This is a genomic window from uncultured Bacteroides sp. (genome assembly GCF_905207245.1).
In the GTDB taxonomy this organism is placed as follows: domain Bacteria; phylum Bacteroidota; class Bacteroidia; order Bacteroidales; family Bacteroidaceae; genus Bacteroides.
The window spans coordinates 14963-36158 of the sequence record NZ_CAJLKP010000016.1 but is presented as its reverse complement, the minus strand read 5'-3'; the positions used below and the strand labels follow the sequence as shown (position 1 = coordinate 36158).

Annotated in this window: 17 protein-coding genes and 1 riboswitch; of the genes, 11 read left to right on the top strand and 6 right to left on the bottom strand. The window is 44.9% G+C overall.

The window, feature by feature from the left end; translation table 11 throughout:
• Nucleotides 1-23 precede the first annotated feature (23 nt).
• The 3 genes from thiC to QZ135_RS07290 all read right to left on the bottom strand — a co-directional run bounded on the left by thiC (nucleotide 24) and on the right by QZ135_RS07290 (nucleotide 3415).
• Entirely contained in the window at nucleotides 24-1715 is a 1692-nt protein-coding gene (gene thiC, locus QZ135_RS07300) for a phosphomethylpyrimidine synthase ThiC (RefSeq protein ID WP_294607282.1), read from the bottom strand.
• 17 nt (nucleotides 1716-1732) lie between these two features.
• Nucleotides 1733-2353, bottom strand: a complete 621-nt coding sequence (locus QZ135_RS07295) for a thiamine phosphate synthase (protein WP_294607281.1) — start codon at nucleotides 2351-2353, stop codon at nucleotides 1733-1735.
• A gap of 61 nt (nucleotides 2354-2414) precedes the next feature.
• Nucleotides 2415-2509, bottom strand: a riboswitch (TPP riboswitch).
• A 54-nt stretch (nucleotides 2510-2563) separates the two neighbouring features.
• On the bottom strand, nucleotides 2564-3415 hold the full coding sequence (locus tag QZ135_RS07290) for a hypothetical protein (RefSeq protein WP_294607279.1): 852 nt from the start codon (nucleotides 3413-3415) through the stop codon (nucleotides 2564-2566).
• Nucleotides 3416-3620: 205 nt separating this feature from the next.
• Between QZ135_RS07290 and QZ135_RS07285 the strand changes: the two genes are divergently transcribed.
• The 3 genes from QZ135_RS07285 to QZ135_RS07275 all read left to right on the top strand — a co-directional run bounded on the left by QZ135_RS07285 (nucleotide 3621) and on the right by QZ135_RS07275 (nucleotide 8249).
• A complete protein-coding gene (locus QZ135_RS07285; protein WP_294607276.1) occupies nucleotides 3621-4709 on the top strand; it encodes a tetratricopeptide repeat protein in 1089 nt (362 codons plus the stop codon).
• Nucleotides 4710-4851: 142 nt separating this feature from the next.
• Nucleotides 4852-7986 (top strand): DUF2723 domain-containing protein, encoded by a 3135-nt coding sequence (locus QZ135_RS07280; protein WP_294607274.1) that lies wholly within the window; start codon nucleotides 4852-4854, stop codon nucleotides 7984-7986.
• Between the two features lie 14 nt (nucleotides 7987-8000).
• Nucleotides 8001-8249, top strand: a complete 249-nt coding sequence (locus QZ135_RS07275; protein ID WP_294607272.1) for a DUF3098 domain-containing protein — start codon at nucleotides 8001-8003, stop codon at nucleotides 8247-8249.
• A gap of 22 nt (nucleotides 8250-8271) precedes the next feature.
• On the opposite strand, the gene QZ135_RS07270 is transcribed toward QZ135_RS07275, so the two are convergent.
• Nucleotides 8272-9327, bottom strand: coding sequence for a porin (locus QZ135_RS07270; RefSeq protein ID WP_294607270.1), 1056 nt, complete (start codon nucleotides 9325-9327; stop codon nucleotides 8272-8274).
• Nucleotides 9328-9649: 322 nt separating this feature from the next.
• Between QZ135_RS07270 and xyn10D/fae1 the strand changes: the two genes are divergently transcribed.
• Nucleotides 9650-11800, top strand: a complete 2151-nt coding sequence (gene xyn10D/fae1 / locus QZ135_RS07265) for a bifunctional endo-1,4-beta-xylanase/feruloyl esterase (protein ID WP_294607267.1) — start codon at nucleotides 9650-9652, stop codon at nucleotides 11798-11800.
• A 325-nt stretch (nucleotides 11801-12125) separates the two neighbouring features.
• Here the strand turns inward: xyn10D/fae1 and QZ135_RS07260 are convergent, their stop codons facing one another.
• On the bottom strand, nucleotides 12126-12599 hold the full coding sequence (locus tag QZ135_RS07260) for an HU family DNA-binding protein (RefSeq protein WP_294607265.1): 474 nt from the start codon (nucleotides 12597-12599) through the stop codon (nucleotides 12126-12128).
• Between the two features lie 268 nt (nucleotides 12600-12867).
• Here QZ135_RS07260 and mnmA point away from each other — a divergent pair, with 268 nt between their 5' ends.
• From mnmA to QZ135_RS07225, 7 genes are all read left to right on the top strand, one after another.
• A complete protein-coding gene (gene mnmA, locus QZ135_RS07255; protein ID WP_294607263.1) occupies nucleotides 12868-13947 on the top strand; it encodes a tRNA 2-thiouridine(34) synthase MnmA in 1080 nt (359 codons plus the stop codon).
• A gap of 16 nt (nucleotides 13948-13963) precedes the next feature.
• Nucleotides 13964-15331: a S8 family serine peptidase gene (locus QZ135_RS07250; protein ID WP_294607261.1), complete on the top strand. Its 1368-nt coding sequence runs from the start codon at nucleotides 13964-13966 to the stop codon at nucleotides 15329-15331.
• 146 nt (nucleotides 15332-15477) lie between these two features.
• On the top strand, nucleotides 15478-16716 hold the full coding sequence (gene xseA, locus QZ135_RS07245) for an exodeoxyribonuclease VII large subunit (protein WP_294607259.1): 1239 nt from the start codon (nucleotides 15478-15480) through the stop codon (nucleotides 16714-16716).
• 15 nt (nucleotides 16717-16731) lie between these two features.
• A complete protein-coding gene (gene xseB, locus QZ135_RS07240; protein WP_294607256.1) occupies nucleotides 16732-16947 on the top strand; it encodes an exodeoxyribonuclease VII small subunit in 216 nt (71 codons plus the stop codon).
• Nucleotides 16948-16999: 52 nt separating this feature from the next.
• Complete coding sequence (locus tag QZ135_RS07235) at nucleotides 17000-18019, top strand: branched-chain amino acid aminotransferase (RefSeq protein WP_294607253.1); 1020 nt, start codon at nucleotides 17000-17002, stop codon at nucleotides 18017-18019.
• Nucleotides 18020-18022: 3 nt separating this feature from the next.
• A complete protein-coding gene (gene trmB, locus QZ135_RS07230) occupies nucleotides 18023-18781 on the top strand; it encodes a tRNA (guanosine(46)-N7)-methyltransferase TrmB (RefSeq protein WP_294607250.1) in 759 nt (252 codons plus the stop codon).
• A 12-nt stretch (nucleotides 18782-18793) separates the two neighbouring features.
• Nucleotides 18794-19894, top strand: coding sequence for an Mrp/NBP35 family ATP-binding protein (locus QZ135_RS07225; RefSeq protein ID WP_294607248.1), 1101 nt, complete (start codon nucleotides 18794-18796; stop codon nucleotides 19892-19894).
• Nucleotides 19895-19977: 83 nt separating this feature from the next.
• Here the strand turns inward: QZ135_RS07225 and QZ135_RS07220 are convergent, their stop codons facing one another.
• Complete coding sequence (locus tag QZ135_RS07220) at nucleotides 19978-21177, bottom strand: TlpA disulfide reductase family protein (RefSeq protein WP_294607246.1); 1200 nt, start codon at nucleotides 21175-21177, stop codon at nucleotides 19978-19980.
• Nucleotides 21178-21196 lie beyond the last annotated feature (19 nt).

Genomic DNA, 21196 nt, shown 5'->3' with positions numbered 1-21196 from the left:
GCTTGTAGCTAGTAGCTAGTAGCTCATTCATTGCAATCCTTCAACTGCTGACTAATGCGCATAGCACAGAAATTAGGTCCGCACATGGTGCAGTACTTCCCGTTCAGGTGATTGGCTTCCTTATAATATTGGAGTGCCCTTTCCGGATCAAGGCTCAGGTTGAACTGATCTTTCCAGCGGAATTCATAACGTGCCTTACTCAAAGCATCGTCCCGGACTTCCGCCCCCGGATGTCCTTTGGCAAGGTCGGCGGCATGTGCGGCAATCTTATAAGTGACTACGCCTACACGCACATCCTCTTTTTGTGGCAGAGCAAGGTGTTCCTTCGGAGTCACATAACAAAGCATCGCTGTTCCGTACCAACCGATTTGTGCAGCTCCGATGGCGCTTGTAATGTGGTCATATCCCGGTGCAACGTCTGTCACCAACGGGCCGAGGGTATAGAATGGTGCTCCGTGGCACTTCTCTATCTGGCGGTCCATGTTCTCTTTGATTTTATGCATCGGCACGTGTCCCGGACCTTCGATGAATGCCTGTACATTCTTTGCCCAGGCACGTTCTACGAGTTCCCCCATTGTGTCCAGTTCAGCAAACTGTGCCTGGTCATTGGCATCCCGTATGGCTCCCGGACGCAAACCATCACCCAATGAAAGAGCGACATCATATTGCGCACATATATCGCATATATCATCAAAATGCTCATAGAGGAAGCTCTCCTTCTGATGCGTTTTGCACCATTGCGAAATGATGCTTCCGCCCCGGCTCACCATTCCGCAAAGTCGTTCGTTAGCGAAATGTATATTCTTCAGGCGAATACCGCAGTGGATAGTGAAGTAATCCACTCCCTGTTCGCACTGTTCGATGAGGGTATCCCGGAATAATTCCCAAGTCAGGTCTTCGGCTTTTCCGCGCACCTTCTCCATGGCCTGATACATGGGAACTGTGCCCACCGGAACAGGACAGTTGCGAATAATCCATTCCCGTGTTTCGTGGATGTTCTCCCCTGTGGACAAGTCCATCAGTGTATCGCCTCCCCATTTGCAGCTCCATACAGCCTTTTCCACTTCCTCTTCGATAGTGGAAGAAGTGGCGGAGTTTCCGATATTCGTATTTATCTTGACGAGGAATTTGGAACCGATAATCATGGGTTCGGCCTCAGGATGGTTGATGTTGGCAGGCAGTGCGGCACGTCCTGCTGCAATTTCATCCCGCACAAACTCCGGTGTGATGTAAGTTTCTATGCCCAATTCCTTGCAGTTCATGTTTTCGCGAATGGCAACGTACTCCATTTCCGGTGTGACAATTCCTTTTTTGGCATAGTACATTTGCGTAACTTGCTTGCCCGCTTTGGCACGGTAGGGCAGGGTGATATGTTCAAAACGGAGAGAGTCGAGGCTCTTGTCTGCCAGGCGCATCTTGCCGTATTCGGAGCTGATTTCCGTCAGCCGTTCCACTTCCCGCTCCTGTATCCACGGTTCGCGGAGGCGGGGCAGGCCTTTCTTTAAGTCGACTTTCTGGTTCGGGTCACTGTATGCTCCACTTGTGTCGTAGATGTACACGGGCGCATTTTCCGTGATGATTTTCTTCCCGTTTTCCACTACTACGGTAGGCGTCAGATTCACTTTTCTCATGCCCACTTTCAGGTAAGGAAAAAGCTCACCCTGCATGTAGACTTTCTCGGAATCGGGATAGGTGATTTTTGTTTTATCTTCCATGGTTCAATTATTGATTGTTATTCGGTCAGTTGTATGATTGTCTCCATCTCACGCACCGGATTTCCGGCTTTCAGGATTCCACCGCTCAGTGCTATCCCGTTTAGTCCTACGGCTTTCAATGCCGGAATATCCTCACGCGTAATTCCACCAATGCCGACGATAGGAATTGAAAGACCTTCTTCTTTCATTCGCGTCAGGATGGAGCGATAGCCGTCCAGTCCTAGGATGGGTGATAATTTTTGTTTGGTGGTGGTGAAACGGAAGGGACCGCAACCAATGTAGTCTGCGCCATCGGCAACATGCTGCCTGATGTCCTCAAAAGTGTTGGCGGTTCCACCGATAATGAAACCTTTACCAAGTCTCTCCCTTGCTTCTTTTATCGGCATATCCAATTTTCCTAAATGGACACCGTCCGCACCAATTTGTTTCACCAGGTCTACGTGGTCATCAATGATGAAGGTAGCCCCGTATTGGCGGCAGAGGTCCTGCACGCGTATGGCTGTGGCTTTCAGTTCATCTTCGGAAGCGTCTTTCATCCGAAGCTGTACCCAGCGACATCCTCCTTCGAGGGCTATACGTGCGGAGTCCAAGTATGAAATAGATGCCGTAAAATGCGTAATGAATTGTACGTCAAACATTCAAACTCTGAATTTTTAGAGGTTCTACTTACAGAAAGGGATAGTAGTATAAACGAATAGTAGAATATAGAAAGAAAATTCCCTTCGACGGTACTAACCGTATCAGGTTCATTGGGTATAATCTCAGCTATTTTTATAGCACCCCCTTTTCTGCCGGTAAAGTAAGGACGAATGTTTTTAACAGGAAAGATAACGGCTTATATTTTAAGCTTATTTAAACTTAACATAATTGAGGCGGGTGTACTGCTTATTTCCCGAAGTGTAGGTGCGTGCGATGCGTGCCGAAACAATGTATACCGTTTCTCCCGGCTGGAAAGCATGTTCCGTGCCCGGCAGTTGGCACGACTCTCGGCTTGCTGTGCGGGCACTTGTCCGGAAAGTGACGAGGTTACCGATAGAATCTTCCAGCGTAAGTATCTGCCGGACGTAGAAATAAGGGGTATTTCCTTTTACGATGGTCTTGTAAGGATCGTCTTCCAGTCGCACGCGGAGCACTTTCAAGGTAAGGTCTGCCACTTTCTCCCCTTCCTTCCCCAGAAAACGGCTGGTGGAATATTTCTGCCGTGCCTGTTGTTTCTGGATATCGAGATGGACGGAGTGATATATCTGCGCAATCTGTACAAAACGTTCCTGCTTGGGGATGCGTGGGGTGAACTTATAAGCAACCCAACTGATATATCCCGGGTCGATGCGAAAGATTTCGTGAAGGAAATGCCCGTGATATTTACCGATGGAAATAATGTCGTCTCCTCTGCTTTGCATGCGTTTGGCATTGTATTCCACCAGTAGTATGCAGCGTGGAGAATAATAAAACAAACTACTTGCCACCCGCAAACTCTCATTGATATCTTCGGAAAGGTCCTGAATGTAAAAGATGGACTGCCGTTCGGGCAGGGGCGAATAAATCCATAATGAATAGCGGGGATATTCGGGACGAGGCAACACAACAAGATAGGCACCAGCCTCTTTGTAAGAGGCTCTTCCCAGATTGTATTCGTTTAGTTTTTTATACAACAGGTCTTGTTCAGCTTCGGATATGCCCGGAATAATCGGATTTGACATAATCTGACTTGTTTAAGTCAAATATACGATTTTTCGGGCAAATAAGCAAATTTTGTATAGAAAAGTTCGGGAAGAGCTCGCAGATACTTTTGAAGGCACATTCGGAATTGTGCCGATAAGAGTTATAGAAAGAAATATTCGCTACTCTAACAATAATCTTATAATTTTGTCGCATATTTGTATGCAGAGATTAAAAATTAAGACTATGGGTAATCTTCGAGTTTTATTGTATGTATTTGTCCTTTCTTTGGTTGCATGTCACCCGGAGGGGGCTAATGTGAAACAAGGATTGGACAAAGCCGCCCAATTAATAGAGCAAGATCCGGATACGGCATCCATTATTCTTGAAACTATTCGGATGGACCAAATGAATGAGGCGCAACTTGCAGAATATAATTTGCTTTGTACTCAATTCAACGAAGATAAGAATATACCTCATTCTTCTGATAATCAGATTCGTCAGGCCGTATCTTATTATGAACAATACGGAAATGAACTTCAAAAGTCGAGAGCCTATTATTATCTGGCATGTGTAGAAAGTGATTTGAATCGGGAAAAAGATGCCGAAGCTCATTTCAAAGAAGCAATAAAATTAGCTGCACAAGCAGAAGAATATGAGCAAATGACTAAGATTTGCAAGAGATGTAGCCTGTATTATCAGAAATATAAAAACTTTGACGAAGCGCTGGAAATGGAAAGAAAAGCATACGCCAGCCAGTTGATGCTGATTGATAGTAAAGATAACTCTACTGTCATTTTATCTTCTGCCTTAGGTCTGTTAGGTGTTATGTCTCTCTTGCTCGGGTTACTTTGGAAGAAACATTTGTCTGTACATTCACAACTGGATATCTTTAAGGAAGAAATGCAGATGAAAGAGGTCGAATCTGACAAACTGGTGATGCAATGTAATTATCTTGAAGAAAAATATCAATCCCTCCAACAACATATTTATGAAAGTTCTCCGGTTGTCTCAAAAGTACGTCAGTTGAAGGAACGAACGGCTTTATCTTCCAAAATATCTTTTTTCTCTGAGAAAGACTGGACAGAACTTTTGCGACTTCAGGAAAGTGTTTACGGACTTGTATCTAAATTGAGAGGGATAAGTCCGAAACTTACGGAAGAGGATTTAAGGGTATGTGCCTTTTTACGCGAAGGCGTTCAGCCTGCTTGTTTTGCTGATTTAATGAAACTGACTGTTGAGACTCTGACCCGGAGAATCTCCAGAATAAAAACGGAGAAACTGATGTTGGCAAACTCTAAAGAATCGTTGGAAGATATTGTAAAATCATTGTAGGTCTGGATTTGTCTGTAATTGGTAATGTGATATTGCTGGTTATCAGTTGACTATGTTTCCGGGATGTCCGTGCTCGTCCGGTAAATTTCTTCTCTTTTATAGGTCTGTTCTATAACTTTGCAAACAAAAAAGTTACAGAACAATGAGCAACTTATTATTTAAAAAGTGGAATGATTTTAGTGGGTGGATTGTCTTTGTGATAGCAGCTTTTGTATATGGAATGACGATTGAACCTACTGCCAGTTTTTGGGATTGTCCCGAATTTATCTCGTGTGCCGAAAAGTTACAAGTGGGGCATCCGCCGGGTGCACCTTTCTATATGCTTGTTGGAAACTTGTTTACCCAGTTTGCTTCCGACCCGTCACAAGTGTCCTGGATGGTTAATTTTCTGAATGCGTTGCTGAGTGCCGGTTGTATCTTATTTCTTTTCTGGAGTATCACCCGGTTAGTAAGGTACCTGATAATAAATGATGGGCAGAATTTATCAACGGCGGATGTTATCATCATTTGGGGTTCAGGATTTGTTGGAGCCTTGGCGTATACATTCAGTGACACATTCTGGTTCAGTGCGGTAGAAGGTGAAGTCTATGCCTTTTCTTCTTTCCTTACGGCACTGGTATTTTGGATGATTCTTCGCTGGCAAGATGAATCGGATTCGATATATGGTGACCGTTGGCTTATCCTGATAGCTTATATCATCGGGCTGTCAATCGGAGTGCATTTGCTTAATTTGCTCTGTATCCCGGCCATTGTGTTGGTTTTCTATTATCAGAAATATCGGACGATATCGCTTAAAGGAGTAGCTGCGGCAATTGCCATATCAGGTCTTCTCATTCTATTTATTCTTTTTGTTTATATTCCGGGCATGGCTGATATGGGAGGCTGGTTCGAGCTGCTTTTTGTCAATGTATTCGGGCTTCCTTTCCACACAGGGCTGATAAGCTTTTTAGCTTTAACATTTTTCGTACTGGCCGGAGCCATTTATCGTTTCCGAAAACGTGTGTTGCATACTTCTTTATGGTGCTTGCTTATGCTCACCGTAGGCTATACCACTTATGCGGTGATACTGATTCGTGCCAACGCCAATACTCCGCTTAATGAGAATGCGCCGGACAATATTTTTACGCTCAAAAGTTATCTGAACCGGGAGCAGTATGAAAGTGCTCCTCTGCTTTATGGAAAAACCTACGCTTCCGAGCCGGAATATGTGCCCGAGGGTGATTATTACAGAGTAAAAACCACAAAGGGGAGTGCTGTATATCGCCCGGATAAAGAAGAAGGCAAATATAAAATAATCCGGCATAAAGAAGAGGTGTGCTATACTCAGAATATGTTGTTTCCCCGGATGTGGAGTGAGCGCATGGCCTCTTCTTACAAAAATTGGACAGGAGGAAACGAGGCCGCTCCCACACAAAAAGAAAACCTGACTTATTTCATTACCTATCAACTCAATTATATGTATTGGCGCTATTTCTTGTGGAACTTTGTAGGACGGCAGAATGATGTGCAAGGAAGTGGCGAACCGGAACATGGGAACTGGATAACAGGAATTTCCTGGTTGGATAATTTAAGATTGGGAGACCAGAGCTTGTTGCCGGAATCCCTGCGCCAGAACAAAGGGCACAATGTGTTTTACGGATTGCCGCTATTATTAGGACTGTTCGGCATCTATTGGCAATGGAATCGCAGCAAGAAAGGCAAACAGCAGTTCAGTGTACTGTTTTTCCTTTTCTTTATGACAGGGCTGGCTATTGTGCTTTATCTGAATCAAACACCTGGTCAGCCGCGCGAACGGGACTATGCATACGCCGGTTCGTTCTATGCTTTTGCTATCTGGATAGGGATAGGGGCTGCCGGATTGTGTGATGCGCTTCGCCGGAAAACGACTTCTACGGTGCAAGTCGGTGTATTAATGACAATCTGTTTATTGATTCCGGTGCAAATGGCCACTCAGACGTGGGATGACCATGACCGGAGCGCCCGTTTCACTTGTCGCGACTTTGGGGCTAACTATCTGATGAGTCTTCCCGATACGGGAAATCCGATTATCTTTTGTAACGGGGATAATGATACTTTCCCATTGTGGTATAATCAGGATACGGAGGAAGTGCGCAGGGATACACGTGTTTGCAACCTAAGCTACGCACAGACCGATTGGTATATTTATCAACAGCAATGTCCGTTGTACGATGCTCCCGGACTACCTATAAGTTGGAATAAGAATCAGTATCAGGAAGGTAAAAACGAATATGTGCCCGTACGCCCGGAACTGAAAAAGCAAATAGAGGAATTGTACCGGAAACATCCAGAGGAAGCACGCGACAGCTTTGGAGAAGACCCGTTTGAAGTAAAAAATATCTTGAAATATTGGATATTCTCAGAGAGACAGGAATTTAATGTGATTCCTACGGATACGATAAATATCCACATTGATAAGGACGCGCTGCTCCGTTCGGGAATCATGCTTCCTGAAGCAATCCGACATTTGAAAGGGGAAGAACTGAAAGATGCGATACCGGACAAACTTTATATTCCTTTAAAAGATATACGTATGCTGAACAAAGTAGATTTACTGATGCTGGAGATACTGGCTAACTGTAATTGGGAACGTCCGCTTTACCTTGCAATCTCCGTAGGGAGTGTCAGTAAACTGAAGTTTGACAATTACTTTGTGCAGGAAGGATTAGCATTCCGCTTTACACCTTTTGACTATAAGAAGTGGGGGGATGCCGACGAAAACAGGCCTTATGCAGTAGATGTGGAAAGGCTTTATGACAATGTAATGAACAGATATAAATATGGCGGGCTGAATACTCCGGGGCTCTATCTGGATGAAACAACCCTGCGTACGTGTTGGTATCATCGCAGGCTTTTCGCGCAACTGGCTAAAGAACTGATAATACAAGGAGACCCTGCGCGTGCAAAGAAAGTACTTGCTTATGCGGAACAGGCTGTTCCGGGATATAATGTTCCCGAAACGTATGAAAGCGGTTCTTATAGCATAGCAACAGCCTATGCCGCATTGGGCGAAAAGATGAAAGCGATAACCCTGACAGAGCATTTGATAGCCGAAGCGGAAGATTATATCAACTGGGCTTTTTCATTAAAGGGGAACCGTATGGAAATGGTCCGCAATGATTGTATCTATAAATTCTGGCAATGGAACCAATGTAATGAACTCCTGAAGCAGGTCGATGAAGAGAGATATAAAGAGAGCAACAGATGGTTTGAAGATAAATATGCACTATTTGCTCCAAACATGGGTTACAAGAACTAAAATTAAAGAAGAATATGGGATCAAAAATAATGAAGCAGAACGAGACAGAAACGGTATTTGGCAGGAGAAATTATGTGATTCTGCTAATTGGTTCGGTCATAATCATAGTGGGATATCTGTTCATGAGCGGCGAGGGGAGTACCTCCGCCGCCTACAACCCTGATATATTCAGCGGATTGCGTATAAAGGTAGCTCCCATCGTGTGCTTGACAGGGTATTTGATTAATATATTCGGTATCCTGTATCGGCCTGAGCGGAGCTGATTGTCTGAAAGATTTGCGTGCATTAGAACCGAACCATCAGTTCTAATACAATCTTATCCTGCTCTGATTCTTTGGCAATGCTGTTTTTGGCATAAAAGTATTTTTCAAAGTTCAGGCGAAGGTCCGTACGGAATGCTTTGCTGAGGCTGAAAGTGACACCACCCGTCACGCGGTGCCGTTTATAGTCAGTAGTGACTAAAGCGCCTGTTTCCTCATCGACAGCTTTGCCGTCGCTTTGGCTGGTCATCATATCATAGCGTACCAGGAAAGACATTTTGTTGAAAACCTTTCGTAGAGGTAAATCGTAGTTGATGAAGCTGTTCACGGCATGCACATTGTCGTAAGCATTGTCAGCATACGTTTTGTACAGGTATTCCCCTTCAATATGGAAACGGCCGGATTCGTAGAAAGCTCCGATGTCATAAGAGTTAATCCGTACATCCTGCGGCTGGATGCTCTGTATGCTTAAAGCCAGATTCAGTTTTTGGGCAAACAGGAATTGCGCTTTGGCGGAGTAATTCACTTCTTTGTGCCACTCCTTCTGGTTGGTCAGTCCCGAACCATTATAAAGCCCGCCCTCTAATGTAACAGGTATTTCAGTTCCGAGTTTATATCCCAATGTAACGCCAACGTCACGTACATTACCGACTTGTTTCGCAATGAATGAACGGTTGGCAAAATATTGCTGGTGCGGAGAACGGTGGGCGTCAATGGTGAACGGCACGCGCATTTGTCCTGCGGTTACTGTCAGGTCTTTTACCGGGAAGAGGCGGGCGTAGGCATCCAGCATCTTGATTTGTCCTTCATCGGAAAGGTCGATTTCTGCTTTATAAGCTACTATCGGTAATACGTTACCGGTAATACTAATACGCGCATTGCGCACTTCGAAACGGCTGGCAGCCATTTCTGTCTGATATTCGAACTTGGTGCGGATAGTACCATGTATTTCCGGAAGATAATCTTTTGTTTCCAGCTCTTCTTTATCAATCTTCTTTCCGTCTTCGTTGCGGTATGGAGTTTGGGCTTTCACTGCCAGTGGCAACAAAATGATGAGCAATATCAATGCGCTTTTCTTCATAATTCTTAGTTGTAGTCGATTAATTTATGGCGGCAAAGTTCAGACATATGTGTTATGCTTTTATGTCATGCGTGTTTCGTTTTGGTTACAATTATCTTTTCCCTTTTTCATTTTAATGGTGGCATCAACCATAAAAAGACGTTTTCCTTCACTTTTTATTAAATGAGGTAACATAAGTGAAAAAACTTGTAACACAGATATGGGGATTCTCTCTAAAAAAAGCATTCTTTTGCAACCGTTTCCAATAGCAAACATTAAGTAATGAATATACGATATCATAGTAAACGGATATACAATGAAAAACCTTTTAAATAATTATCAGATGAAACATTTATTCAAATTTTCCCTTTGTGCATTGGCGTTTGCCATGGGCGCAAATACCGGGTTCGCACAAAGTGACGAAACGGGACTGAAGGATGCTTATAAAGATTACTTCTCTATTGGCGTGGCTGTTAATATGCGTAATATCGCAAATCCCGAACAGATTGCCATCATCAAAAAAGACTTCAACAGTATTACGGCAGAAAACGATATGAAGCCGCAACCCACTGAGCCTGCCTACGGACAGTTCAACTGGGAGAATGCTGACAAGATTGCCAACTTTTGCCGTAGCAACGGAATCAAACTTCGCGGGCACTGCTTGATGTGGCATGCCCAGATAGGAGAATGGATGTATAAGGATGAAAAAGGCAATCTTGTGTCGAAAGAGAAATTGTTCCAGAATATGAAACATCACATTACAGCTATCGTGGAACGTTATAAAGACGTGATATATGCGTGGGACGTGGTGAACGAAGCTATCTCCGATGGTGGCTGGCAGGGGGGCCGGCGGGGCATGGGAGAGCAACCAAGTCCATACCGCAATTCCCCCCTTTATCAGATTGCCGGTGACGAGTTTATTAAGAAAGCCTTTATTTATGCCCGTGAGGCCGACCCTGATGTACTCCTTTTCTACAATGACTATAATGCTGCCGATCCCGGAAAGCGTGACCGCATCTATAATATGGTGAAATCCATGAAGGAAGAAGGTGTGCCCATTGATGGTATCGGTATGCAGGGGCATTACAATGTCTACGGTCCGAGCATGGAAGATGTAGATGCTGCCTTGACAAAATACTCTACGATAGTGAAACATATCCATATTACTGAGTTGGACATCCGTGCCAATCAGGAAATGGGAGGACACCTCAACTTCAGCCGTGATGGCGGCAACATCAGTCAGGTAGTGAAAACGCTTCAGGAAGATCAGTATGCTCGCCTGTTTAAAGTGCTTCGCAAGCATAAGGATGTGGTAGACAATGTTACTTTCTGGAATCTTTCCGACCGCGACTCATGGCTCGGCGCACGCAACTATCCGTTGCCTTATGATGAAAATTATAAGCCGAAACGTGTCTATAATATCATTAAGGATTTTGATCCGGCGCGCGATAATGCTGTGGTGAAAGAAGATTTCCGTCCTTCTGTGCTTAATCAGCCTGGACAGCAGTATCCTATGGTTAATTCGCAAGGATATGCCCGCTTCCGTGTAGTTGCTCCTGATGCCAAATCAGTCATTGTCAGCCTTGGACTGGGCGGTCGTGGCGGTACAGTTCTCCGCAAGGATAAAGAAGGTGTATGGGTGGGTACTACAGATGGCCCTATGGACGAGGGATTCCATTATTACCACCTCACTATCGACGGTGGTGTGTTTAATGACCCGGGTGCCAAGAATTATTACGGTTCTTGCCGATGGGAAAGCGGCATTGAAATTCCGGCTCATGACGAAGATTTCTATGCCATGAAACAAGTGCCTCACGGCAATGTTCAGCAGGTTTATTTCTATTCCAAGAGTACGGATACTCACCGTCGTGCATTTGTTTATACACCACCCACTTATGGCAAGGATAAAAAGAAGTATCCGGTTCTCTATTTACAGCACGGATGGGGAGAAGATGAAACGGCATGGTCCAATCAGGGACATGCGAATCTGATTATGGACAACCTGATCGCTGAAGGCAAGATTGAACCGTTCATCATTGTAATGACGTATGGCATGACGAATGAGGTGAAATTTGGACACATCAAAGAGTTCACGGCTAAGGAGTTTGAAACAGTGCTGGTGGACGAACTAATCCCTTATATTGATAGTAACTTCCGTACACAGGCCGACAAGAAGCACCGTGCAATGGCAGGACTTTCTATGGGTGGTTTTGAGACGAAGCTGATTACTTTGCGCCGTCCGGAAGTATTCAATTATTACGGGCTGTTGAGCGGTGGTACTTATGCACCGGACGACATCAAGGATAAAAAGCAGGTGGAATCCATCTTCATCAGTTGTGGAAGTAAGGAGAATCCGGACGGTGTGACTAAGGCTGTGAACGACCTTAAGGCTGCTGGTTTCAAGGCTACGTCGTTCGTTTCTCCCGATACAGCGCATGAATTCCTGACTTGGCGTAGAAGTTTGTATCACATGGCACAGTTACTTTTCAAATAAAGAATAAACCCACTGAAACTGTTTTCGCCGCGTTGTTCATCCCTTGTCTTTTATCCACCGTGATAAAAAACAGTTCCGGCAGGCGGCTGGAAAACAGCCGGGGCGTTGATACTCAGACGCGGAATTTCACGGATTTTTTTGCTTATTCCGTGAAATTCCGCGTAATCTGTGCGAAGCTTTCCTGTTTGAGGATGCGTAGGAGAGTTTGCAGGCCCTCCAACTGATATTTGTACTTAATAAATGGCGCATTTTTTTTGTATTAATCGTAATTCCCGGTCATTCAAGTACTCCCCAGACTTGTGATGCGCTTGCGGGGGGAATTCTGTTATATTTGCCCTTCCTCTTTCAATCCTTTTTCTTCTTCCAGAATTTCAGGTGTCAGTAGTTCTTTGGGGAGGTAATAGCTTAAGGGTATGCGATAGCAGGCTACCTTCTTGAGACGTCTGAGCAGATTGCGGTCTGCCATGAAATAGACTTTAGATACGCTGACTTCTCCGGGAGTAACCTGGCCCGGATGCTCGAATCCCTTGCTGGTCAAGGCAGTCTGAAAGGTACCGAATCCCCGTATGGTGACTGATTGTCCTTTGCTGAGTTCCGTTTCTATTACTTCGCTGACGGCGGTCAGCACTCCCTCTACCACTCCGCGGTTAAAACCTCCGCGCATGGCCACCAGTTCTCCCAGTTCTTTTTCATTTACTCCGCCACGGCGTTGGAATTTACGGATGACGGCGTACCATAGTCCGCTTTTTGCTTTATTCAGCAAGTTTGTTTTTTGTCTTACTAAGTATGGAATTGACATATTACTACTATTAAGTTGTGAACTTACTACTATTCTTGTTTTTGGTTACTACGGGGAACTTACGAGTTGTACAACTCGTACAGCTCCAGTCGTACAACTTAGGCTGCTCCAGTTGTACAACTCGTAAGTTTTTAGTAACTGCAAAGATAAGGAATGATAGGGAGAAACAAAGAGAATGATGTGAAGTCATGTGAAAAAGGTATGTCTTTTCTATTTCTTCTCCCCGAAATCATTTATTTTTGTAAGCTAATTGAATGAATATTCTAAAATGAACAGACCTGAGAAGCGAGTATTAGTGGGCATGAGCGGCGGTATAGACAGTACCGCCACTTGTCTGATGTTGAAAGAACAGGGGTATGAGATAGTCGGACTAACCATGTGGGTGTGGGGAGATGAACCGGTGGAGGCGCGGCAACTTGCCGACAGCATGGGCATCGAACACCATGTGGCTGATGAGCGTGAGGCTTTTCGCAAAGTAATTGTGCAGAACTTTATTGATGAATATTGTCAGGGGCGGACACCTAATCCGTGCGTGATGTGTAATCCTACGTTTAAATTCCGCATACTCACTGAATGGGCGGATAAGCTTGGCTGCGCATTTATTTCTACCGGGCATTATAGCCGTCTGGAAGAAAAGAATGGGAATATATATATAGTGGCCGGAGATGACGATAAGAAAGACCAGTCTTATTTCCTTTGGCGACTGAGGCAGGATGTGCTGAGACGTTGCCTTTTTCCGCTGGGCACTTATACTAAGTTGCAAGTACGGGAGTATTTGCGCGAGAAAGGTTATCAGTTGAAGGCGGAAGAAGGAGAGAGCATGGAGGTATGTTTCATCAAGGGTGATTACCGGGACTTCCTGCGCGAACATTCTCCTGAAATAGACCGTGAAATTGGTCCCGGATGGTTTGTCAATTCCGAAGGGGTGAAGTTGGGCGAACATAAAGGTTTTCCTTATTATACCATCGGACAGCGGAAAGGCCTGGAAATAGCTTTGGGCAAACCGGCTTATGTGTTGAAGATAAATCCGCAGAAAAATACAGTGATGCTGGGTGATGCCGAACAACTACAGACCGAATATATGCTGGCCGAACAGGATAACATCATCGATGAACAGGAATTCTTCTCGGCTCCTGACTTGGCGGTGCGTATCCGTTATCGTAGCAAGCCGATTCCCTGCACGGTGAAAAGGTTGGAAGACGGATGGCTGTTTGTACATTTCTTGTCCGAAGCATCAGCGATAGCACCCGGTCAGTCAGCCGTATTCTATATTGGAAGGCGAGTAGTAGGGGGCTCTTTCATTGCTTCACAACGCGGCATCGGGCTGGTTATTTTAGAAAATAAATAAGTAATTAAATAATAGCATGAGAAAATTGTTTTCCCTTTTAGCCATTGCCGTGTTTGCAACAGGGGTATCGGCACAGCAAGATACATTGAAGTATCGCATCAGCCTGAAAGACAAGGCTGCCACAGAGTATTCGCTGAAACGGCCGGAAAAGTTCCTGTCTGAAAAAGCAATTGAACGCCGCAAGAAACAGAATCTTCCCATTGACTCTACCGACCTTCCGGTTTGTCGTAAATATATTGATGAGATCCGCCAGCAAGGAGTTACTATCGTAGTGACCGGGAAATGGAATAATTTCGTAACGGTATCTTGCAACGATACTACTCTGATTGACCGAATCGCAGCATTGCCTTTTGTCCTTTCCAGGGAAAAGGTCTGGATTTCTCCCGGTGCCGACAAACCGTCGATGGCGACGGAACGGGATTCTGTAATCAATCAACCGACAATGCACCCGGATAGTATTTACGGGCGTGCCATTACTCAAATTCAGTTGAGCAACGGCGATAAGCTCCACGAAGCCGGATTCAAAGGGCAGGGTATGACGATTGCGGTTATCGATGCCGGCTTCCATAACGTGGATAAGATTACTGCTATGCAGAATATCCGTATTCTCGGTACGAAAGATTTTGTGAATCCTCAAGCTGATATCTTTGCCGAGAGCAGTCATGGCTTGTCAGTGCTTTCCTGCATGGGTATGAACCAACCTGGTATTATGACAGGTACGGCTCCCGAAGCTTCCTTCTGGTTGCTCCGCAGTGAAGATGAATATTCCGAGCATCTGGTAGAACAGGACTATTGGGCCGCTGCCGTTGAATTTGCTGATAGCGTGGGAGTGGATGTGCTGAACACCTCTTTAGGATACTATGCGTTTGACGATAAATCGAAGAATTATAAATACCGTGACTTGGACGGGCATCATGCGTTGATGTCGCGTCAGGCTTCGCTTATTGCAGATAAGGGAATGGTATTGGTGTGCAGTGCCGGAAATTCGGGTATGGGTTCCTGGAAGAAGATAACCCCTCCGGGAGATGCTGACAATGTACTGACAGTGGGTGCTGTTGATAAGAAGGCTGTGCTGGCTCCCTTCTCTTCTATCGGTAATACGGCTGATGGCCGTGTGAAGCCGGATGTTGTGGCTGTTGGCGCCGGTTCTGATGTGATCCGTACGGATGGAAATCAGGGACGGGCAAATGGAACTTCTTTCTCTTCTCCCATCATGTGTGGCATGGTGGCTTGCTTGTGGCAGGCTTGCCCGAAGCTGACGGCTAAAGAACTGGTGGAACTTGTACGCCAGGCTGGTGATCGTGCGGCTTTCCCGGATAATATTTACGGATATGGAGTGCCTGATATGTGGAAGGCATATAATGATTATAAGTCAAAGAATTAAGACGAATCAGTGGTGAGATTCATAACTGCTCAGAAACGAATAAAGTTACGAGCTACAGGCTACAAGCTACAAGTAGCTGCGCTATGCTCCGAAAGGCACTTGTAGCTTGTAGCCTGTAGCTCGTAACTGATTCATAACCCTATATAATGGAAACTTTATCTCTCTTAGAACTTAATGCCTTGGTGCGTCGTAGCCTCGAACAATGCCTGCCTGATGAATATTGGGTACAGGCAGAGTTGAGTGATGTACGAACGAATAGTACTGGGCATTGCTACCTGGAATTTATTCAGAAAGATCCCCGTAGCAATGGTTTGGTTGCGAAGGCGCGGGGTACGATCTGGTCGAATGTTTATCGGCTGTTGAAACCTTATTTTGAAGAGGCTACAGGACAAGCATTTGTTTCCGGTATCAAGGTGCTGGTGCAAGTTTCTGTCAGTTTCCATGAACTTTACGGCTATAGCCTCACGGTGCAGGATATTGACCCTACCTATACCCTGGGCGATATGGCACGCCGTCGTCGGGAGATTTTGAAACAGTTGGAAGAAGAAGGTGTGCTTACTCTGAATAAAGAGTTGGAGATGCCCGATTTACCGCAACGTATTGCTGTCATTTCTTCCCCTACGGCCGCCGGTTATGGCGATTTCTGCCATCAGTTGCAGAATAATCCCCGTGGCTTTTTCTTCTATACGGAGCTATTCCCTGCTTTGATGCAAGGCGACCGTGTGGAAGAGTCCGTATTGGCAGCCTTGGATTTGATTCTTAACCGTCAGGATGAATTTGATGCCGTGGTTATCATCCGTGGGGGTGGGGCTGCTTCCGATCTTTCCGGTTTCGATACTTATCTGCTTGCCGCCGCTTGTGCACAATTTCCGTTGCCTGTTATCACCGGAATAGGGCATGAAAGAGATGATACGGTGCTCGACTCCGTGGCACATACCCGTGTGAAAACCCCGACAGCCGCTGCCGAATACTTCATTGACTGTATGGACCTTGCTGCCGATGGACTGGAAACTCTTGCCAGCCGTTTGCACGAGAGTGTTCTTTCCCGTCTGACGGAAGAGCATCGTAAATTGAATTTATACAGGAATCGTATTCCTTCTGCCGTTGTACGCCGCATCTCTGATGCTAAGTTGACTCTGCTGACTGCCCGGAGAGATATTTCTCAGGCAGTTACGTCTTCCCTTTCGCGTCAACGTCATCGTCTGGAACTGTTGCAGCAACGCCTGATTGATGCTTCGCCCGAAAAGATGCTTGCCCGTGGCTATAGCATCACTCTGAAAGATGGAAAAGCAGTGAAAGATGCCGCTTCTCTGAATGAGAATGATGAAATACTCACCCGCTTTTACCGGGGCGAAGCAACCTCAATCATAAATCATAAATCGTAAATCAAAAATATTCTTATGCCTACTCCGAAGAAAAAAGAAACTTATTCCCAAGCCATGGAGCGCTTGGAGAAGATTGTCCGCCAAATAGACAATAATGAGTTGGAAATTGATGCGCTTGCCGAAAAAATAAAGGAAGCGAATGAGATTATTGCATTTTGCAGCGATAAATTGACCAAAGCTGACAAGGAAATCGAAAAATTACTGTCGGAGAAGCGGGAAAGTGAAGAATAAAGACTAAATTTGTTGCAGAATGTACGTAATGAGATTACTAATACTTTGAGATATGAAAGAAATAGATTGGTCTAATCTGTCATTCGGATACATGAAGACAGATTACAATGTGAGAATTAATTTCCGCGAAGGTGAGTGGGGAAAACTTGAAATCAGCAGTAGCGAACTTATCAATCTGCACATGGCAGCTACCTGTCTGCATTATGGACAGGAAGCGTTTGAAGGCTTAAAGGCATTCCGTGGCAAAGATGGTAAGGTACGTATCTTCCGTTTGGAAGAGAATGCTGCCCGCTTGCAGTCTACGTGTCGTGGTATCATGATGGCAGAACTGCCGACAGAACGTTTTAAAGAGGCTGTGCTGACAGCGGTGAAAATGAACGAACGCTTTATCCCGCCTTACGAGAGCGGTGCTTCCCTTTATATCCGTCCGTTGCTGATTGGAACCGGAGCACAGGTAGGTGTACGTCCCTCCAATGAATATATGTTCCTGATATTCGTAACTCCGGTAGGCCCATACTTTAAAGGTGGCTTTGCTGCTACTCCTTATGTTATCACACGTAAGTACGACCGTGCTGCTCCGCTTGGAACTGGTATTTATAAGGTTGGCGGTAATTATGCAGCCAGTTTGCGTGCCAGTCAGGAAGCTCATGCTGCCGGTTATTCCGCAGAATTTTATCTGGATGCTAAGGAGAAGAAATATATCGACGAATGTGGTGCTGCCAACTTCTTCGGAATCAAGGATAATACATATATCACTCCTCTGTCCACTTCCATCCTGCCTTCTATCACAAACAAGAGCTTGATGCAGTTGGCCGAAGATATGGGAATGAAGGTGGAACGTCGTCCGATTGCAGAAGAGGAACTTACTACGTTCGAGGAAGCTGGTGCATGTGGTACGGCTGCGGTGATTAGTCCGATTGAGCGCATAGATGATCCTGAAAACGAACATTCTTATGTGATAGCCAAGGACGGTAAACCGGGACCTATCTGCACTAAGTTGTACAACAAGCTGCGTGGAATCCAATATGGTGACGAGCCTGATACGCACGGCTGGGTAACCATTGTGGAATAACGCATGAGTAAAGGTAAGTTAGCGAAGTTTGCCGACATGGCAAGTTATCCGCATGTGTTCGAATACCCCTATTCGGCAGTAGATGACGTGCCTTTTGAGATGAAAGGAAAATGGAACGGGTCATTCTTCGGGAATGACCGTCCCATTGTTTTGGAATTAGGTTGCGGACGTGGTGAATACACCGTAGGCTTGGGAAAGCTATTTCCCGAAAAGAATTTTATCGGTGTAGACATCAAGGGGGCCCGTATGTGGTCGGGTGCTACGGAGTCGATGCAGGCGGGCATGAAGAATGTCGCTTTCCTGCGTACGAACATCGAAATTATCGACCGTTTCTTTGCAGAGAATGAGGTAAGCGAAATATGGCTGACCTTCTCCGACCCGCAGATGAAGAAAGCAACCAAGCGTCTGACCTCCACCTATTTCATGGAGCGTTATCGCAAATTTCTGAAACCGGATGGCATCATCCATCTCAAGACAGATAGTAATTTCATGTTCACTTATACCCGCTACATGATTGAGGAGAATCACCTTCCGGTGGATGTGATGACAGAAGACCTGTATCACTCCGGCATGGCCGATGATATTCTCAGTATCAAGACTTATTATGAACAACAGTGGTTGGAGCGCGGACTGAACATCAAGTATATCAAGTTTCATCTGCCCGAAGAAGGCGAACTGCATGAACCCGATGTGGAAATAGAGTTAGATGAGTATCGCAGTTACAACCGCAGCAAGCGGAGCGGACTGCAAACTTCAAAATAACCATTTTAGATTATGACACTTTATCCTAAACTGATTTTAGATGCACTGGCAACAGTGCGATACCCCGGTACCGGAAAGAACCTCGTAGAGGCGGAGATGGTTGCCGATAATTTACGTATTGATGGAATGAAGGTTAGTTTCTCACTGATATTCGAGAAGCCGACCGACCCTTTTATGAAATCTGTGGTAAAGGCGGCAGAAGCGGCTATTCACACGTATGTATCTAAGGAGATTGAAGTTTCCATCGCTACGGAGAGCAAGCAGGCTGCACGCTCCGAACCGGGCAAGTTGCTGCCGCAAGTGAAGAATATTATTGGAATTTCTTCCGGTAAAGGAGGTGTGGGTAAATCGACGGTATCTGCCAATCTTGCGGTGTCTTTGGCAAAGCTGGGTTATAAGGTTGGTCTGCTCGATGCTGATATTTTCGGTCCTTCTATGCCGAAGATGTTCCAGGTGGAAGATGCACGCCCTTATGCAGAGAATATAGGTGGTCGTGATTTGATTATACCTGTTGAGAAATATGGTATCAAACTGCTCTCTATCGGCTTTTTTGTAGACCCTGACCAGGCTACCCTGTGGCGTGGCGGCATGGCAAGTAATGCCTTGAAGCAACTGATAGCGGATGCGAATTGGGGCGACCTTGATTATTTCCTTATCGACCTGCCTCCCGGTACAAGCGATATTCACCTGACAGTGGTTCAGACGCTCGCTTTGACAGGGGCCATCGTAGTCAGTACTCCGCAAGCCGTAGCATTGGCCGATGCCCGCAAAGGTATCAATATGTTTGTCAATGAAAAGGTAAATGTACCTATTCTCGGTTTGGTAGAGAATATGGCTTGGTTTACGCCTGCCGAACTACCGGAAAATAAATACTATATTTTCGGTAAGGAAGGCGCCAAGAAGCTGGCAGAGGAAATGAATGTACCTTTATTGGGGCAAATTCCTATTGTACAAAGCATCTGCGAAAGTGGAGACAAAGGGACACCGGTAGCGCTTGACGAGAATACTGTGACAGGACGTGCTTTCCTGCAATTAGCAGCAAGTGTAGTTCGCCAGGTAGATAAGCGGAATGTGGAAATGGCACCGACGGAAGTGGTGAAGATGCAAAAATAAGAAGTATCTCTTATGATTTATAAAAGAAACAGTAGACTGAGTATGGATAGCTCAATCTACTGTTTTTTTATTGGGGTATGTTTCTATAATAATTCCGTTATAGCATCCATAATTTCTTTGTCTGTTCTTTCATTGCCATAACCCCTGATAACTTTTCTGATAATGTGATGTTCGTCCAGTATGAAGAAGAAGGGGGCTGCATTCCCTGTTTGATAGTCTTTGATTACTTGGTCGTTTGCATTCAGAATAGTGTAATTGAGTTTTTTATTATTTGCATAAACTTGAATGGAATGTTCCTTCCGGCTCCAGCCTTCTATTGCTATAAGGTCGAAATCTTCATTACTGAATTTGCCTTTCAATTCTTTCAGAAAAGGAACGGCAGCCTGACAGGCACCACAACCTATCCCGGTAAAGTTGATTAGCAACACTTTACTTTTTAAGTTGGCAAGTGATACCAGATTGCCATTGGAGTCGTTTAAAGTCCATTCCGGAGCTTGCTTGCCTGTAAGTTCGGGGGCTGAGGCGGCTTTTTTGTTGCCATAGCTGTATGGTTCAACAGTATACCCCTTTGGGTAATAATCAGATACATTGAAATCATTAATGGACAACTTGTTGAATTCTACAGATGTAATAGTCGTAACTGATATATCATGCGACATTTCTCTCCGTGCTTTATAAGGTAAATTGTCCGACTTACGTATCCATAGCTCATAGATTGAGGTCGGTTCTACATAAAATGGTGGTTTCGGCATGTGGCAGGCTTTTCCGAAAAATTCCACTTGCGTATCTTCTTCAATAACTAATCTGAAAAAATAATCATTACCTTTATCTTGTAAATCAACGGTTATATTATCCTTTGTTTGCAGGGCATATTTTATTATGTTTTTTGTATAGTTATAAAAAGGACCACTCAATGGTCTGAAAGGAAGCGGTCGGGCGGTGAAGTTGTCTTCCACGATTGCTTTGTGCTCATCATACACCAGCACTCTTTTATGACCGTCATAGCAAAAGGTCATTTTTTCCATGTCTTTCGTTTCGAAAGAAGCATAACTTGCTCCAATGGTGCTATCACTCGGATTATTGTATTCATTGGTATAATCAGAATTAGTGAATATTGGAACTGTATCACCAGGCTGCCAGGATTCATTAAAACTCGTGTAGCTTGCCGACTCTATTTTCTCAAGATTAGCGAGTACCTTTTGTAGATATTCTCTTTTGCCTTCTTGCGCATGGATTGTATTGATTATGAGTAAGAAAGGAAATATGCAGATTAGTTTGTTCATGGCATGGATTGTTAATGGT

Bases quoted from the DNA above. Each gene is read 5' to 3' on its own strand.
- thiC (WP_294607282.1), bottom strand. From the start codon at position 1,715: ATGGAAGATAAAACAAAAATCACCTATCCCGATTCCGAGAAAGTCTAC.
- QZ135_RS07295 (WP_294607281.1), bottom strand. From the start codon at position 2,353: ATGTTTGACGTACAATTCATTACGCATTTTACGGCATCTATTTCATAC.
- QZ135_RS07290 (WP_294607279.1), bottom strand. From the start codon at position 3,415: ATGTCAAATCCGATTATTCCGGGCATATCCGAAGCTGAACAAGACCTG.
- QZ135_RS07285 (WP_294607276.1), top strand. From the start codon at position 3,621: ATGGGTAATCTTCGAGTTTTATTGTATGTATTTGTCCTTTCTTTGGTT.
- QZ135_RS07280 (WP_294607274.1), top strand. From the start codon at position 4,852: ATGAGCAACTTATTATTTAAAAAGTGGAATGATTTTAGTGGGTGGATT.
- QZ135_RS07275 (WP_294607272.1), top strand. From the start codon at position 8,001: ATGGGATCAAAAATAATGAAGCAGAACGAGACAGAAACGGTATTTGGC.
- QZ135_RS07270 (WP_294607270.1), bottom strand. From the start codon at position 9,327: ATGAAGAAAAGCGCATTGATATTGCTCATCATTTTGTTGCCACTGGCA.
- xyn10D/fae1 (WP_294607267.1), top strand. From the start codon at position 9,650: ATGAAACATTTATTCAAATTTTCCCTTTGTGCATTGGCGTTTGCCATG.
- QZ135_RS07260 (WP_294607265.1), bottom strand. From the start codon at position 12,599: ATGTCAATTCCATACTTAGTAAGACAAAAAACAAACTTGCTGAATAAA.
- mnmA (WP_294607263.1), top strand. From the start codon at position 12,868: ATGAACAGACCTGAGAAGCGAGTATTAGTGGGCATGAGCGGCGGTATA.
- QZ135_RS07250 (WP_294607261.1), top strand. From the start codon at position 13,964: ATGAGAAAATTGTTTTCCCTTTTAGCCATTGCCGTGTTTGCAACAGGG.
- xseA (WP_294607259.1), top strand. From the start codon at position 15,478: ATGGAAACTTTATCTCTCTTAGAACTTAATGCCTTGGTGCGTCGTAGC.
- xseB (WP_294607256.1), top strand. From the start codon at position 16,732: ATGCCTACTCCGAAGAAAAAAGAAACTTATTCCCAAGCCATGGAGCGC.
- QZ135_RS07235 (WP_294607253.1), top strand. From the start codon at position 17,000: ATGAAAGAAATAGATTGGTCTAATCTGTCATTCGGATACATGAAGACA.
- trmB (WP_294607250.1), top strand. From the start codon at position 18,023: ATGAGTAAAGGTAAGTTAGCGAAGTTTGCCGACATGGCAAGTTATCCG.
- QZ135_RS07225 (WP_294607248.1), top strand. From the start codon at position 18,794: ATGACACTTTATCCTAAACTGATTTTAGATGCACTGGCAACAGTGCGA.
- QZ135_RS07220 (WP_294607246.1), bottom strand. From the start codon at position 21,177: ATGAACAAACTAATCTGCATATTTCCTTTCTTACTCATAATCAATACA.